Here is a 15,525-nt window from a genome sequence, read left to right as displayed (position 1 = left end):
CCACACGGTCTCCTGCGACGAGAAGCGCAGTCGCACGAGGAGCAATTCCGAAACCGTAACCAAAGGTGGTCCCGGCCCGGATTCTTGCTAAGCTTCCCGGAAAGATACCGCAGTCCGGGAGACGCGCATGAAAATCTACCCCGCAGGCCACAGCCCCTCCCGCGCCGGGTCCCCCGACTGGTTTACCGGCCGCGTCCGGACTGACGCGCTTTTCAATCCCGAAGCGCCAGACCGGGTGCAGGGCGTCCTGGTCACCTTTGACCCCGGCGCCCGGACCGCCTGGCACACCCATCCCCTGGGCCAGACCCTCATCGTCACCGCCGGATTGGGTCGCTGCCAGTCCGACGGCGGCCCCGTCCGGCTGATCCGCCCCGGAGACGCGGTGACCTTCGCCCCTGGCGAGCGCCACTGGCACGGCGCCGCCCCCGCTGTCGGCATGTCGCACATCGCCATTCACGAAGTGCAGGACGGCCGCAGCGTCGACTGGCTGGAGCAGGTCAGCGAAGCGGAGTATGGCGCTGATCCGCTGGATGCGACCGGCTGACGCCCCCCGGTCCGCAACCGCCTGATCAAACGGATTCCCACCCATGACCCGTGACGTCCCATGCGAAGGGGACTGTCGGCCTAATGGTTTTCGCTCCCGGACCGAGGGAAGTGCTCCGAAGTTCACACGTACAAGCTTTGCCGATCCAAGACGCTGACCCGCAACCGCTTGAGCGCAATAAATAACGCGAAACTGTCCAGCCTGACAAAGCGACGAGAAGACGCAGTCGCACGAGGAGCCGACCTCCTCAGAAGTCGACCGCCAGCCCCTTCTTCTCCCAGTCGCCGTACCGCACCGGCTCCGGCCCGTCCCGGCCCCCCAGTTCCTTCGGCATCGGTTTCTTCGCCTCGGCCGCCTTCCGGCGCGCCTCGGCCTCGGCCAGCGCCCGCTTGGCGGCGGGTGGCAGATCGTCGTTCATATCCGACCCCTTCCTTGTATGGCCCCCCAACCTGATATAACCCGCACCCCGTGGCATCAAGGGCCCGGACCAGAAAGGGAATCTCAATGGCCGAAGGGGTCGTGGCACGGGCCACCGCAGTGGCAATCCTGGACGGAGTCCTTGGCGAAGGCCGGATGCTGTCGGACTTCTCCGGCGGCGATCTCGCCCCTGCCGACCGCGCCCGCGCGCTGCGTCTGGCCGAGACCGTGCTCCGCCACCTGGAACCCGCCGACAAGCTGCTCGAAAAGCATCTCCGCAAGGCTCCGCCGCTGACCGTCCGCAACACCCTCCGTCTCGCCGTGGTCGAGCGGGCTGAAGGCGCTCCCGCCCACGGCACCGTCAACGCGGCGGTCGAGATCATCCGGCAGGGCGGCAAACGCACCGCCCACCTTGCCGGCCTGGTGAATGCCGTCCTCCGCGCCCTGCCCGAAACCTTCACCCTGACGCCGCAGAAGCTTCCCCGCTGGCTCCGCCAACCCCTCGTCCATACCTGGGGCCGTGACGCCGTGACCGCGATCGAGGCCGTCCAGGCCCAGGAGCCTCCGCTCGATCTCACCCTCCGCCCCGGCTTCCCCGCCCCGGAGGGCGAGCTTCTACCCACCGGCAGCCTGCGCCTCCGCAGCCCCGGCCAGCTCTCCACCCTGCCGGGCTACGCCGAGGGCGGCTGGTGGGTCCAGGACGCCGCCGCCGCTCTGCCCGCCAGACTTCTGCAACCGCAACCCGGCGAACGCGTGCTTGACCTCTGCGCCGCACCTGGCGGCAAGACCCTGCAACTGGCCGCCGCCGGGGCCGAGGTCACCGCCCTCGACATCTCCGGCCCGCGCATGGCGCGGCTGGAAGCCAATCTCGCCCGCACCGGGCTGACCGCCACCCTCGTCATTGCGGACGCGCTCCACTGGCAGCCCGACGCACTTTTCGACGCGATCCTCCTCGACGCCCCCTGTTCCGCGACGGGAACCATTCGTCGCCACCCGGACCTGCCCTTCGTCAAGGACGGCTCGGAACTTCCCGCCCTCACCGCGCTGCAGACGGCCCTCCTCGACCGGGCTCTCGGCTGGCTGAAGCCGGGAGGCCGCCTCGTCTTCTCCACCTGCTCCCTTCTCCCCGAGGAAGGCGAAGCCCAGGTCGCCGCCGCCCTGCACCGTCACCCCGGTCTGACCGTCGACCGTGCGGACCTCCCCGGCATCGACCCGGACTGGCGGACGCCTGACAATGCTCTCCGCCTCCGTCCCGACTACTGGGCGGAGAAGGGCGGACTGGACGGCTTCTTCCTCGCCCGCCTGCGCAAACCGGTCTAGGCGGCAATCCAGCCACTTTCACATTTGCCCAAATATCCTCGGGGGTTTGGGGGTGGAAAACCCCCAACGACCGAGCCGGTTGCGCGTTCTTCACGCGCAATAGGCGAGACCAGGGAAACGCGCGTCAGCGCTCCATCTGAAAGCCGCCAGAGCCGGGAAGCCGCGCGCCGTTGACCAAGCCAGGGCAGCAACGGACAGGGTGAAACCGGAACGGCCACAGATTAGGAAATTCCTAACGCCCAAAGCCAACCCATTGAAAGAATTTGACATAAAAACCTGCCCGCGCGCGGGCAGCTAGCGCAGCGCCTCCAGAACCTCCAGCGACGGATACCCGTCCGGTACCATCCCCCGCGCCTTCTGGAACGCCTTCACCGCCGCCACCGTCTTCGGCCCCATCCGCCCGTCGACCCCGCCCGGATCGAATCCCGCCCGACCCAACCCCTCCTGCAACGCCCGCCGCTCCTCCAGCGTCAGCGCCCGAAATTCTCTCGGCCAGCCCGACTGGATCCCCGCCCGCCCGGCAAGCCGGTCCGACAGCGACCCGATCGCCACCACATAGGCATCGGCCGTGTTGTATTTCTCGATCACCTGGAAGTTCGGCCAGATCAGGAACGCCGCCCCCCGATGTCCCCCCGGGAGAAGGATCGACCCCGGCCCGTGGTCCGGCAGGTCTTCACCCCCGACGGTCCGCACCCCCATCGCCTGCCAGTCGCCGACCGGCTTCACCACCCGCTCGGTCGTCTGTTCATGGTCGAACTCCGCCGGCAGCTTCACCTCCAAGCCCCAGGGCTGACCCTTTGTCCAGCCCCAGTGCCGCAGGTAATTCGCAGTCGAAGCCAGCGCATCCGCCGGATCGTCGCCCCAGAGGTTCCGCTTCCCGTCACCGTCGAAATCGACTGCGAACTTCTCCCAGCTTGACGGCATGAACTGCGTGTGCCCGCTCGCTCCGGCCCAGGATCCGGAGAACCGCTCCACATGCCCGCCCTCGACGATCCGCAGCGCCGAGATCAGCTCCGCTTCGAAAAACGCTCCCCGCCGCCCCTCGTAGGCAAGCGTCGCCAGCGACCCAAGCACCGGCAGGTCACCCCGGTAGGTCCCATAGGCGCTCTCCAGCCCCCAGACGGCCGCCACGACTTCCTTTTCGACGCCGAACTCCGCCTCGATCCGCTCCAAAAGCGCCTGGTTCCTGTCGATCGCCTTCAGCCCCAGCGCGACGCGGTCATCTGACACGGCGGTGTCCAGGTAATCCCAGATGGTCTTCGAAAACTCGTTCTGGTTCCGGTCGCGCTCCACGACCTTGGGGTTGAACTCCACCCCGCGCAGCGCCGCGTCGAAGGTCGCTGCGGACACACCCGCCGCCAGCGCCCTGGTCCGGAATGCCGTAACCCACGCCTCCAACCCGGCCTGAGAGCCCATCTCAACCTCCACCCCCGCCACCGGATCGGGCAGGATCGTCTGCGCCTGCGCCGGAAGCGCCGGCACCACGCCCATCCCAAGTGCGAGCAAAATCCGTTGAAGGGTTCTGCAAGACCTGTCGAAAAGTCCTGCGCCCCTCATCGCCGCTTGCGCACCAGCCGCCGCTTTGCCGCCGCCTGCACCGGCTTGCGGGGATGGTACTTTCCGCTCGTCCGCCGCGGTGGCCGCACCGTCGCGCCCTCCACGGCAATCAGGTCCAGGATCAGCCCGCCGGTCACCGGCACCGCCTCGGCAAGGCGCACGGTGACCTTCTGCCCGATTCCTAGAACCAGCCCGGTCTCGGACCCCATCAGCGTCTGGCTGCCCTCGTCGTAGTTGAAGTACTCCCGCCCAAGCGCCCGCACCGGGATCAACCCGTCCGCGCCCGTCTCGTCCAGCCGAACGAAGAGCCCGAACCGCTGCACACCGGAGATCCGCCCCGCAAGCTCTGCCCCGACCCGATCCGCCAGATAAGCCGCGAGATAGCGGTCGTTGGTGTCCCGTTCCGCCGCCATGCTGCGCCGTTCGGCTTCGGAGATGAGCTTGCCCGTCTCTTCAAGGTTCTCCTGGTCCCACTGCGACAGCCCGTCCTTGCCCCAGCCGTGCGCAGAAATCAGCGCGCGGTGGACGATCAGGTCGGAATAGCGCCGGATCGGGCTGGTGAAGTGGGCGTAGTTCTGCAGGGCCAGTCCGAAATGCCCGAAGTTCTCCGGATGGTAATAGGCCTGGGTCATCGACCGCAGGGTGGACAGGTTGATGAGTTCGTCGAACTCTGTTCCCTGCGCCTGCGAGAGAAGCCGGTTCAGGTGCCGTGTCTGCAGCACCTGCCCCTTGGCCAGCGTCATGCCGGCCCCCTCGGCCACTTCCCGCAAGCCTTCCAGCTTCAGCGGCGAGGGCTCCTCATGCACGCGGAACAACAACGGACGCTTCAGTCGGATCAGCTCCTCCGCCGCGGCCACGTTGGCAAGGATCATGCACTCTTCGATCAGCTTGTGCGCGTCCAGCCGTTCCTTGAAGGCGACAGAGGCGACGCGGCCCTGATCGTCCAACTCGATCTTCCGTTCGGGGAGTTCCAGGTCCAAGGGCTGCCGCACCTCGCGGGCCTGCTTCAGCGCGGCATAGGCGGCGTAAAGCGGCCTCAGCACCGGCTCCAGCAGGGGCGCCGTCTTCTCGTCGGGCTGGCCGTCAACCGCCGCCTGCACCTGCGCATAGTGCAGGGACGCGACCGACCGCATCATTCCGCGCAGGAAGCGGTGGCTGCGCTTGTGGCCGCCTGCATCGATCACCATCCGCACAGCCAGACAGGCCCGGTCCACGCCTTCGTGCAGGGAGCACAGATCACCCGACAGGATGTCCGGCAACATCGGCACCACGCGGTCGGGGAAGTAGGTCGAGTTCCCCCGGCGCCGCGCTTCGCGGTCCAGCGCCGACCCCGGCGTCACGAAATGCGCCACGTCGGCGATGGCAACCCAGATGACATAGCCACCGGGGTTGGCGGGGTCGCTGTCCACCTCGGCCAGAACTGCATCGTCGCGGTCGCGGGCGTCCACCGGGTCGATCGTCAGCAGAGGCAGGTCGCGCAGGTCCTCGCGGCCCTTCATCCCCACCGCTTCGGCCCGATCCGCCTCGGCAATCACCGCGTCGGGGAAGACATCCGGGATGCCGTGCTGGTGAATGGCGATCAGGCTTGCAGCCCGTGGCCCGGCCGGATCGCCCAGCCGCGCCACCACCCGCGCCGCGGGCAGGCCCAGCCGCCGTGCACCGACCGCTTCTGCCTCGACCAGCTCGCCATCCTTGGCACCGCCCGTCATGTCGGCGGCCACCCGCCATTCCTTGTCGCTGCCCTTCTCGATGGGCGTGATGCGGCCGCCCTCGGCATTGGACCGGAATACTCCAAGCACCTTCGTCGGGTTCGAGCCGAGCTTGCGGATCAGCCGCGCTTCGTAGGTGTAATCGTCCAGATCCACCTTTGCCAACCGCGCCAGGATGCGGTCCCCGGCACCCAGGGCCGGATCACCTTTCTTCGCGATGACCAGGATGCGCGGACCTTCCTCCACCCCTTCTTCCAGCGGCTTGGCGTAGAGATCGCCCTGCGCATCGGGGGCCAAGACCTGCAACACGGCAACCGGCGGCAGCACACCCTTTTCCAGGAACCGGCGCGACGATTTCTCCACGACCCCTTCGCCCTCAAGCTCACGCAGGAGGCGCTTCAGCTCGATCCGCGCATCCCCCTTGATCCCGAAGGCCTTGGCAATGTCGCGCTTGGCCGAGAGGCCGGGGTTCTGGGAAATCCACTGACGGATTTCATCTTTCGAAGGCAAAGGTTTCATGCCCCAGACCTAGCACGCTGCCCGCTGCAAGACTACCCGGCAAGCCAATTCACCTTGGCCAAATATCCCCGCCGGAGGCAACCCGAGCCCTTTACGCGTTCTTCACGCGTGAAGGGCGAGACAAAGGACTTGCGCGTCAGCGCTCCGTCAGAAAGCCACCGGTCAGAGGGTGCGGCGCATGTGGCGGTGGGGAATGCCGGCGTCGTCGAACTCCTCGCCCTCTACCGCAAAGCCCAGCTTTTCATAGAAGCCCGTCGCATGCGATTGCGACCCCAGATAGGCCTCGGTCAGCCCCGGTTGGGCCCGGAGCACATCCAGCGCCTTCTTGATCAACGCGGCGCCAAGGCCGGTTCCCCGCGCCTGCGGCAGGACGCAGACCCGGCCGATCTTGCCGGTGCTGCCCTTCACCAAAAGCCGCGCCGTGCCGACCGGGACATCACCGTCCACCGCCAGAAGGTGAATGGCGCTCGTGTCCCGCCCGTCCACCTCGTCAGCCTCGCTGACACCCTGTTCCTCGATGAACACCACCCGGCGCAGGCGCTGGCAGGTGGCAATGTCCTGAGTGACATCGATTTTCAGGGTTGCGGGTGTCATGCGAAATAGTCCCGCAGGATGCGGCCATAGACGGCCTTCAGCTGATCGATCTGGTCTACTGCCACGCGTTCATCGACCTGGTGCATGGTCTTGCCGACCAGCCCGAATTCCACCACCGGGCAGTGCTCCTTGACGAAGCGCGCATCCGAGGTTCCGCCCGAGGTCGAAGCGACGGGCTTGCGCCCCGTTTCGGCCTCGACTGCGCGCGCCACAAGTGCCGACAACTCGCCGGGGGGCGTCAGGAAGGCCTCGCCCGAGACGGAGATCCGCAAGCCGATCTCGGTCTTCGTCGCCTCGGCCAGCGCTTCCGCTTCATGCCGCAGCCAGGACGACAGGGTATCGCCGGAGTGGGTATCGTTGAAACGGATGTTGATCCGCGCCGTGGCCCGTGCCGGGATCACGTTGCCCGCCGGGTTCCCGCAGTCGATGGTGGTGATCGCCAGCGTGGAGGGGTCGAAATGCGGCGTGCCGCGGTCCAGCGGCTCTGCCTCCAGCCGCGTCAGCAGCTTCACCAGCGCCGAAAGCGGGTTCTTCGCCCGGTGGGGATAGGCCGAGTGGCCCTGCACGCCCTCCACGGTGATGTCGCAGGTCAGCGATCCGCGACGGCCGATCTTCATCATCTCGCCCATTTCGTTCGGGCAGGTGGGCTCTCCCACCAGGCAATGCGTCATCCGCTCGCCGTTGAAGGCCATCCAGTCCAGGATGGCAATCGTCCCGTCCTTGCCCTGGCCTTCCTCGTCGCCGGTGATGGTGATGATCACCGCCCCGTCCGGGGGCGTGTCGCGCACGAAGTCCATCGCCGCCGCAACGAAGGCCGCAACCCCCGACTTCATGTCGCAGGCACCGCGGCCATACATGAACCCATCCCGGATCTCGGCGCCGAAGGGATTGAACCGCCAGGCTTCGGCGTCGCCCACAGGCACCACATCGGTATGCCCGTTGAAGCCAAAGGCCCGGTTCGCGCCCTGCTTTCCCCAGCGGGCGTAAAGGTTGGCGATCCCGTTGCGGTCCACGCGCGTGCAGGTGAAACCCGCCTGCGCCAGGAGACCTTCCAAAAGGGTGATCGCTCCACCCTCGGCAGGAGTGACAGAAGGGCAGCGGATCAGCTTTGCAGTCAGTTCCACCGGGTCTACGGGCTCGAAGGGCATCATCAGTTCCAGATTGGGGCGTGCATGATCCGTAGCCGCTTGGGTCGGGGCCTGCAACCGCAAGGCGTTTGGCGCGCAGAGGTGACGGGTGTCAGTCGAAGAACGCGTATCAGTCGAAGATGGGGCGTCAGTCGAAAAACGGCGTGATCTCGGCGACGATGACCGAATTCTCGCGAAGCGCCCGCTCCATCAGGAACTGTTCCTCCTGGTCGATCTCTTCGCCGGACTTCATCCGGTCCTCCAGCGTGCCGAGGCCCTGCACCTCCAGCGGAGCCATCTCGGCTTCTTTCAGAATCGCCACAGTCTCGCGCACCGCCTCCGCCTCGTCCACGCCCGAGGCATAGCACAAAAGTGCCGCGCCGGTGGCTTTGGGGGGGAGGCCGTCGCCCGCTTTGCGGCCCACTTCTACGATCAGCGAATAGACCTGCTGCGGGCGTTTGGGCTTGGCTTCGTCCGACATGGCTTCCTCCGAAAGACCAGCAAGGCATAGCGGAAGCCATCTTGCTTCGCCACCCTTCACTGGGGGCGGCTGAAGTCGATCGTCCGTCAGCATGGCGGGCTTTTGAGGGGCATTGCGCCGCCGAAGCTGTCCTGCATTTCCCTGATCGGCGGGGGGCATCTGATCCAGACAATTTTAGAAATCTTGAAGGGACCCGTTAACCGTTCCTGAGATGTTCCCCGCCAACTTGCATGAAACTTTGCAGAAACGCGAGGAACGCATGCCCGAGGCAAGCGAACTGCCGATCCAGACGAACGTCAGCGCACTGCAGCTGGCCGAGGCGATGTTCGGCACCGGTATCAAGGTCGTCAACGCCACCTACATGGGCGACCCCACATCGGCCGGGATCTACAGCCAGGGTGACACCGTTGCGCCGGACGTCACGCCTGCTGACAGCGGCGTCATCCTGTCGACCGGCCGGGCAACCGATTTCACCAACGCCTCGGGCGACGTCAACCTGTCGTCCGGGACGACAACGGACACCGCCGGGATCGACGGCGATAGCCGCCTGAACGAAATTGCCGGAGCGCCAACTTACGACGGCGCGATTTTCCAGTCCGACTTCATCCCGGTCGGCTCGACGTTGACCATGCAGATCACCTTCTCGTCGGAGGAGTATCTGGAATACGTCGGATCCGGCTTCAACGATGCGGTCGGCATCTGGGTCAACGGGCAAAAGGCCCAGTTGACGGTCGGAGACGGTGACATCTCGATCAACAACATCAACCCGACGACGAACGGAAACCTCTACGTCGACAACACGAATGACATCTACAACACCGAGATGGACGGGTTCACCGTCACCCTGACGTTGAAGGCGCCGGTCATACCCGGTCAGGTGAACTCGATCCGGATCGGAATCGCGGACGGGGGCGACACGGCATATGACAGCAACCTGTTGATCGCAGGGGATTCCATCCAGACCGGGGTGATCGCACAGGCGGATGCCTTCACGGTGGGGCTGAACGACCAGACCACGGTCGACCTGGTCGGAAATGACACCAACACCGCCGGCGGTACGCTCCGTATCACCAAGATCAACGGCATCCCGGTCAAGGCCGGCGACCATGTGATCCTGCCCTCGGGCCTGGAAATCGTGGTCAACGCCGATGGCACTATCACTGCCGTCTCGGAGTGGGACGATCCCCTTGGCGAAACCAGTTTTTCCTATGAGGTGACGAACCAGAACGGCATCACCGATGTTGGTTTCGTCACCGGCGAGGTCGTTCCCTGCTTCGTCGAAGGCACGCGGATCCAGACGATCCGCGGACCTCTGCCGGTTCAGGAGATTGCTGTCGGCGACCTGGTCCTGACGCTGGACCACGGCTTCCAGCCCGTCGCCTGGCACGGCGTGCGGCAGGTGCCGTCGGCCGGTGCGATGGCCGCGGTCCGCATCCCGGCGGGCGCTTTCGGCGACCACGGGGCGGTGGCCGTGTCGCCGCAGCACCGGCTGCATTTTACCGGCTGGCGCGCCCAGCTTTATGCGGGCGAGGAGGAGGTGCTGGTGAAGGCGATCCACCTCGTGCGCGCGGGGCGTCTGGCCCAGGACCACTCCGGGGCTCCGGTGACCTACCACCACCTGCTATTCGCGCGGCACGAGATCATCTCTGCCGAAGGGTTGTGGAGCGAAAGCTACTACCCCGGACCCACCACGCTCTCCGGCCACGACCCGGAGGTGCAGCAGGAACTGCTGACGCTGTTCCCCGAACTGGCGGCGGACCCCGAAAGCTATGGCCCCGCGGCCCGCCCCGAAGTCCGCGCCCATGTCGCGGCGCTTCTGGTGGCGTAGGATTCAGTCGCGCAGAAGCTCGTTGATGCTGGTCTTTGACCGGGTCTGCGCATCTACTTTCTTCACGATGACCGCGCAGTACAGGTTGATCCCGCCCTTCGACGGCATTGACCCGGCGACGACGACCGATCCGCTCGGCACCTCGCCATACATCACTTCGCCGGTTTCGCGGTCGACGATCTTGGTCGACTTGCCGATGAAGACCCCCATCCCCAGGACCGAGCCTTCACGGATGATGCAGCCCTCCACGACCTCGGACCGCGCGCCGATGAAGCAGTTGTCCTCGATGATCGTCGGGCCGGCCTGCATCGGCTCCAGCACACCGCCGATCCCGACGCCGCCCGACAGGTGGACGTTCTTGCCGATCTGCGCGCAGGACCCCACCGTGGCCCAGCCGTCGACCATCGAGCCTTCATCGACGTAAGCCCCGATGTTCACGAAGGACGGCATCAGCACCACGCCCTTGGCGATATAGGCCGACCGCCGGACGATGGACCCCGGCACCGCGCGAAATGCGGCCTTGCGCCAGTCATCCGCGGTCCAGCCCTGCCACTTGGACGGAACCTTGTCCCACCAGTTCGACCCGCCGTTGCTGCCCGAAATCTCGTACATGTCCGTCAGGCGGAACGACAGCAGGACGGCCTTCTTCGCCCACTGGTTCACGTGCCAGTCGTTGCCGCGCTTTTCGGCCACCCGCAACGACCCCGCGTCCAGCGCCGTCAGCGTCGCCTCGATGGCATCGCGCACCTCGCCTTTGGTGGCGGGGCTGATCCCGTCACGAGCGTCCCAGGCGGCTTCGATGGCGGCTTCCAGTGCGGCGTTGGACATGGCTCTCTCCCCTTTTCGTCCCGGCCCTCATATCCAGCGGGGCGGTTGCATGCAATCATTCTGGCCGGTCTGCGAGGCAGCGGTGCAGGGTGCTCAGCATCACCCTGCGCAGCGCTGGGTTGGTGTCGCGGTAGTAGGGGGCGGCCATGACGGCCTTCGAGAAGGCATAGGCCCAGCCCCGCGCCCAGGTGGCGTCATCCACGGCCAGAAGCTGGCGGAACTCTGCCCGACCCGCAGGTTCCAATATCGTCCAGCCGCAGATCAGGTCCAAAGCAGGGTCCCCCGCCCCGAACGCGCCCCAGTCGATCACTGCCGCAAGGGTGCCACCGCGGGTGATCAGGTTCAGCGGATGCAGGTCCGCATGAACAAGGACGGGAGAGTCCGTCCACTCGGGCAAGGCCAGCGCGGACTCCCAGACCCGCGTCACCAGATGCGGGTCCGCTTCATCCCGAAAGTGCCCGATCATCTGCCGCAGGAAGGCGTCCCGTGAGGCGAGGTTCTCCCGCTTGATCGGCACCCCGTCCGGCAACGGTGTTCCCCGCAGTGCCGCCACGAATCCTGCCAGCGCCCGCCCGGCCGCCATGTCATCCACTGGTGCTGCCAGCGCATCCTTTCCGGAAATCCAGCGCATTACCGCCCAGGGGCGGGCATAGCCGCATCCCGGCCTTCCCACTGCCACCACCTCGGGCACCGCAAACGGCACCTTACCCGCCACCCAGGCCAGCCATCGCGTCTCGACTGTCAGAGCCGCTGCGGCCCCGGCCAGTCGCGGGAACCGCAGCACCAGCTCGTCACCCAACCGGATCATCACGTTGTCGCTGCCCGCCACGCCGACGGGACGCAAGCGAAGCCCGGCCCACTGCGGGAAGTGCTCTGCAACCAGCCGGGTGGCGAGGCCCGGCGAAACCGCCGTTTCCCCTTCGTGCATTCATGCAGTCCTCAAACTTCGGGTGGCCCTTATGGTCATGTGCCGGTAAGGCTAAGGTCAACCCAATTGCCAGGCGCGACCCATGAAAGACGAACCCCGCAGCCATCCGTTCCGCGACAGTGTCGAAGACATCGCCGCGACGAAGCGGATTCCCGACACGCCGCAGACCCGTGCCCCGGCCTATCGCCTGGCCTTCGCAGACCGCGATTTCATGACGCGTGATGAACTGCGACCCGTCCGCCTGCAGCTGGAATTGCTGAAACCGCAACTGATCATGGACGAGCGAGGGATCGAATCCACCATCGTGATGTTCGGTGGCGCCCGCATCCCGGCCCCTGAACACCGCGACACCGCGCGCACGAAAACCCTGGCCGACTTGTCGCATTACTACGACGAGGCCCGCCGGTTTGCCCGGATCATGACCGAGCGCAGCCTGGAAACCTACGGGCGCGAAGGCGTGATCTGCACCGGCGGCGGCCCGGGCGTGATGGAGGCGGGCAATCGCGGCGCGGACGAGGCTGGCGGGCAGTCGATCGGCCTGAACATCGTGCTACCCCACGAACAGGCGCCGAACGCCTACGTCACGCCCGACCTCAGCTTCAACTTCCACTACTTTGCCATCCGGAAGATGCACTTCCTGATGCGGGCGAAGGCCGTTTGCGTCTTCCCCGGCGGGTTCGGCACCTTGGACGAAATGTTCGAAAGCCTGACCCTGATCCAGACGGGTCGGATGAAACCGATTCCGTTTCTTCTGTTCGGTCGCGACTGGTGGGAAAGGGTGGTGAACTGGAGCCTTCTTGCCGAGGCAGGAGTGATCAGTCCCGAGGATCTGTCGCTGTTCGCAATGGTCGAGACTGCGGAAGAGGCGGTCAGCGTGATCGATGGGTGGGTTGTCCCCGACAAGTGAAAGGGGGCCGCCTGGCCCCCTTTCCTTTCGTCAGCGCTGAAGATCGTCGTCGCGGTCGTCTTCGATCTCGACCTCGGTCCGGCGCACGGTGTCGGTGATCGTCTCGCGGTGTTCGTCCACCGCTTTCGAGACGTCGATCTCTTCCACCACCCGGGCGGTCTTGGCCACAACCGGTTCTTCGGCTGTTTCCTCGACCTCGATCGTCTGGTCGCGGAACGCGTCGTCGGCGTCGGTGATCGGCCGATCAACGGCGCGGCGGTCGATCTGGACCCGCTCCGAGCGCAGCGAGACGTCGGCGCTTACCGGCTCTTCGATGACATAGGAGCGTACCCGCACCCGACCCAGCGAGACATCGCGCTTGCCAACGGCAAGGCGCTCTTCCGCGCGGCGAATCGTTTCGTGATCCTGTGCGCCACCGAGCCCGACCGTGTCCGCGGCCGCATCACCCATCGTCGCGGTGGTGCCGAAGCCCATCCGGGTCTCCTCAAAGGACCCGGTGCCCGGCGCGGTCCAGCCTTCGCCCTGCCACTGCTGGATCCGGTCCTCCATGTCGACCGCGCCCTCGTCGTCCAGGACGTCCAGGGTCGCGTCGGTCAGATGCGCGGGGACCGTGACGGTCAGCAGGTGGCTGCCACGGGTCAGGCCCTCGGCATAGGTGGTGCGATCGTCATCGGGCATGAACAGATCGGCGAGTGCCTCGAAGAAGCCCATGCTTTCGCGCCGGTCCTCGACCGCCACGCCGGACTGTTCGCCCCGCACCAACCGGATATCCGTGCTGGGAATGCCAAGGCTGAGGAGTGCGCTTCTGGCGCGCTCGGCCGCGTCGATGTCGTCGTAAAGTGCTGCAAGCTCGCGGCGGCTCAGTTCGGTGGTTTGCATCAGTTCTCTCCTGGTTGCGATGAAATTGGGCCCCGCTGCGCCTGATCGGGGGCCGAAGTGCGCGTCACTTCGACCGTCTGGCGCCGAAGCGTGACGGGTGTCGCCACATCTTCGGACAGGGTTGTGGTGGTGATGAGCAGTTCAGCCTTCAGGAAGGACCGGGTTTCGACGACCAGCCGTTCCTCAAGGACCGGGACGATGGTCACCCCATCCACGGTGCGGATCCGGGGCAGTTCCTCGCCCGGGGCAAGCATCCGGTCGACTTCCCGCCGTTCCACCGCCACGTCGGTCCGTGTCAGGCTCGCCGTGACGTTATCCTCGACCGTTTCGGTGCGCAGATCGACGCGGACGACGCCGGTCACGCGTGGAGCGGCGGTGACCGATACCTGCTCGGCCGCCACGGGAAGGGTCACGCCCTGCTTCTCGGGTAGGGGAGGCTTGGAATTGGACACGGGCTGCAAGGACCTATCGACGGGGCTGAGATGAAGCAGACCGTGGCCCACTTACCCACCAACCGGCGATGTCCCCGCTTGTTCCAGCGGCCCGCCTGTTCCTAGTCTCGGCGTAGCGGTTCCCGCGCCCAGCCGTCCAGGAACTCTACCCGCTCGCAGCCGGAGAAGACCGCGAGGCGCGCCAGCTCTGCCTCCAGCTTCGCTTGCCGGGCCTTGGTAAGCTTCACCCCGGGTTCGGGCCAGAACGCCTTGACCCGCAAGCTTCCCGCTTCCCGGAAGGCCTTGACGTCGATCCGCCCGACCAGACTGTCACCTTCCAGCACGGGGAAGACATAATAGCCGTAGATTCGCTTTGGTTCGGGGACGAAGACCTCGATCCGGTAGTGAAAGCCGAACAGGAATTCGGCCCGGTCGCGGTCGCGCAGGGCCGGGTCGAAGGGCGACAGGATGCGCAGGCGGGGCGTCGGTTCGGGCGGCTCTTCCGCCAAGGTGTCGGGGAAGACAAAGACCTTGCGACGTTGGCCAAGGGTCCCCTCAATCTCGGCCTCGATGATCTGGCCCCGTGCCAGCGCGTCGCGGCACCATGCTCTTGCGACCTCGGGACTGATGGCCTTCCAGTAGGCCGCGATCTCGCCGGATGTACCGAACCCCAGGTGCCGCAGTGCGGACCGGCAGGCCCAGTCGCAAACCTGCTCTGCCGGGATCGGAGCGCGATGGATTTCCGGGATCACCCGTTCGGTCAGGTCGTAAATCTTCGCGAACCCCTCGCGCCGGGTGATCGCCAGGCGACCGGTCCGCCAGAGCCATTCCAGCGCGGTCTTCGACGGATGCCAGTCCCACCAGCCCCCTTTGCCGCGGACCTCGCCCTCGCCGACGTCGGCGGTACCCACCGGCCCGTCCCTGGCGATCCGGTTCAGGATGCTGTCGAACTGCGCTTCGTAGCCGTCGCGGAACCAGCTTTTCCAGTTGGCATGCAGCCGCTGTTCGTCGCGCTGGAACCGATGCTGCCAGACCCCATGCAGCCGCGTGGGCAGGATCGAGGCATCATGCGTCCAATGCTCCCACAGGCTGCGGTCCTTCTCGAGGAGCCGCTTGAGTGCCGGGGGGCGGAAGGACTGCCGCCGGGACCAGAGGATCATGTCATGCGCCCGGGCCACGGTGTTGATGCTGTCGACCTGGACGAAGCCGATCCTCTCGATCAGATCGTGCAGGGCCTGACCCGAGGCCGGTCCCGCAGGCGCTTCCGACAGGGCATGGCGCTGAAGAAACAGGCGGCGGGCGCGGGTGTTGGGGATCAGTTCAGGCATCGCCAAGGCCTAACATTTCAAACTGTTTCGGCAAATGGTGCAATTGTTATCGCACCGGCCCGCCCTGCCGGTTGCAATGCCCGAATCAGCCCTTACTATCCCATTGTCTCCTGACACAATTCCCAGAA

15 protein-coding genes are annotated in these 15,525 nt (G+C 66.1%); 4 read left to right on the top strand and 11 right to left on the bottom strand.

What is annotated here, in order from left to right:
- Positions 1–127: 127 nt before the first annotated feature.
- A complete protein-coding gene (locus tag Q0C42_RS02230) occupies positions 128–544 on the top strand; it encodes a cupin domain-containing protein (RefSeq protein WP_295071339.1) in 417 nt (138 codons plus the stop codon).
- A gap of 247 nt (positions 545–791) precedes the next feature.
- On the opposite strand, the gene Q0C42_RS02225 is transcribed toward Q0C42_RS02230, so the two are convergent.
- Positions 792–962 (bottom strand): DUF1674 domain-containing protein, encoded by a 171-nt coding sequence (locus Q0C42_RS02225; RefSeq protein ID WP_295071336.1) that lies wholly within the window; start codon positions 960–962, stop codon positions 792–794.
- 86 nt (positions 963–1,048) lie between these two features.
- Here Q0C42_RS02225 and Q0C42_RS02220 point away from each other — a divergent pair, with 86 nt between their 5' ends.
- On the top strand, positions 1,049–2,281 hold the full coding sequence (locus Q0C42_RS02220) for a transcription antitermination factor NusB (protein ID WP_295071333.1): 1,233 nt from the start codon (positions 1,049–1,051) through the stop codon (positions 2,279–2,281).
- A gap of 294 nt (positions 2,282–2,575) precedes the next feature.
- Here the strand turns inward: Q0C42_RS02220 and Q0C42_RS02215 are convergent, their stop codons facing one another.
- From Q0C42_RS02215 to Q0C42_RS02195, 5 genes are all read right to left on the bottom strand, one after another.
- Positions 2,576–3,787: a lytic murein transglycosylase gene (locus Q0C42_RS02215; protein ID WP_295071330.1), complete on the bottom strand. Its 1,212-nt coding sequence runs from the start codon at positions 3,785–3,787 to the stop codon at positions 2,576–2,578.
- Between the two features lie 47 nt (positions 3,788–3,834).
- Entirely contained in the window at positions 3,835–6,066 is a 2,232-nt protein-coding gene (gene rnr / locus Q0C42_RS02210) for a ribonuclease R (RefSeq protein ID WP_295071327.1), read from the bottom strand.
- 162 nt (positions 6,067–6,228) lie between these two features.
- The gene (locus tag Q0C42_RS02205; protein ID WP_295071325.1) at positions 6,229–6,660 is read right to left on the bottom strand and encodes a GNAT family N-acetyltransferase; all 432 of its coding nucleotides are present in this window, start codon (positions 6,658–6,660) and stop codon (positions 6,229–6,231) included.
- Positions 6,657–7,808: a succinyl-diaminopimelate desuccinylase gene (dapE, locus tag Q0C42_RS02200; RefSeq protein ID WP_295071322.1), complete on the bottom strand. Its 1,152-nt coding sequence runs from the start codon at positions 7,806–7,808 to the stop codon at positions 6,657–6,659. The genes Q0C42_RS02205 and dapE overlap by 4 nt, the downstream gene beginning before the upstream one ends.
- A 127-nt stretch (positions 7,809–7,935) precedes the next feature.
- Positions 7,936–8,268, bottom strand: coding sequence for a hypothetical protein (locus Q0C42_RS02195; protein ID WP_295071319.1), 333 nt, complete (start codon positions 8,266–8,268; stop codon positions 7,936–7,938).
- A gap of 259 nt (positions 8,269–8,527) precedes the next feature.
- Here Q0C42_RS02195 and Q0C42_RS02190 point away from each other — a divergent pair, with 259 nt between their 5' ends.
- Complete coding sequence (locus Q0C42_RS02190; protein ID WP_295071316.1) at positions 8,528–10,096, top strand: choice-of-anchor L domain-containing protein; 1,569 nt, start codon at positions 8,528–8,530, stop codon at positions 10,094–10,096.
- A 3-nt stretch (positions 10,097–10,099) separates the two neighbouring features.
- Here the strand turns inward: Q0C42_RS02190 and dapD are convergent, their stop codons facing one another.
- Both dapD and Q0C42_RS02180 read right to left on the bottom strand, forming a co-directional pair.
- Positions 10,100–10,924 carry a 2,3,4,5-tetrahydropyridine-2,6-dicarboxylate N-succinyltransferase gene (gene dapD, locus Q0C42_RS02185; RefSeq protein ID WP_295071313.1) on the bottom strand — a complete coding sequence of 275 codons (825 nt, stop codon included), beginning with the start codon at positions 10,922–10,924 and terminating at the stop codon, positions 10,100–10,102.
- A gap of 55 nt (positions 10,925–10,979) precedes the next feature.
- Entirely contained in the window at positions 10,980–11,852 is an 873-nt protein-coding gene (locus Q0C42_RS02180) for an aminoglycoside phosphotransferase family protein (protein WP_295071310.1), read from the bottom strand.
- An 82-nt stretch (positions 11,853–11,934) separates the two neighbouring features.
- On the opposite strand from Q0C42_RS02180, the gene Q0C42_RS02175 reads away from it, so the two are divergent.
- Positions 11,935–12,759 (top strand): LOG family protein, encoded by an 825-nt coding sequence (locus Q0C42_RS02175; RefSeq protein WP_295071306.1) that lies wholly within the window; start codon positions 11,935–11,937, stop codon positions 12,757–12,759.
- Between the two features lie 30 nt (positions 12,760–12,789).
- On the opposite strand, the gene Q0C42_RS02170 is transcribed toward Q0C42_RS02175, so the two are convergent.
- The 3 genes from Q0C42_RS02170 to Q0C42_RS02160 form a co-directional block, all read right to left on the bottom strand.
- Positions 12,790–13,638 carry a YsnF/AvaK domain-containing protein gene (locus Q0C42_RS02170; protein WP_295071302.1) on the bottom strand — a complete coding sequence of 283 codons (849 nt, stop codon included), beginning with the start codon at positions 13,636–13,638 and terminating at the stop codon, positions 12,790–12,792.
- Positions 13,638–14,051: a DUF2382 domain-containing protein gene (locus Q0C42_RS02165; protein ID WP_295071299.1), complete on the bottom strand. Its 414-nt coding sequence runs from the start codon at positions 14,049–14,051 to the stop codon at positions 13,638–13,640. Before Q0C42_RS02165 ends, Q0C42_RS02170 begins: the two co-directional genes overlap by 1 nt.
- 140 nt (positions 14,052–14,191) lie before the next feature.
- Positions 14,192–15,397 carry a crosslink repair DNA glycosylase YcaQ family protein gene (locus Q0C42_RS02160; RefSeq protein WP_295071295.1) on the bottom strand — a complete coding sequence of 402 codons (1,206 nt, stop codon included), beginning with the start codon at positions 15,395–15,397 and terminating at the stop codon, positions 14,192–14,194.
- Positions 15,398–15,525: the final 128 nt, after the last annotated feature.

Source organism: Tabrizicola sp., assembly GCF_022842145.1.
GTDB lineage: Bacteria > Pseudomonadota > Alphaproteobacteria > Rhodobacterales > Rhodobacteraceae > Tabrizicola.
The sequence above is the reverse complement of the archived record's forward strand: the minus strand, read 5'-3'. Positions and strand labels throughout refer to the sequence as shown.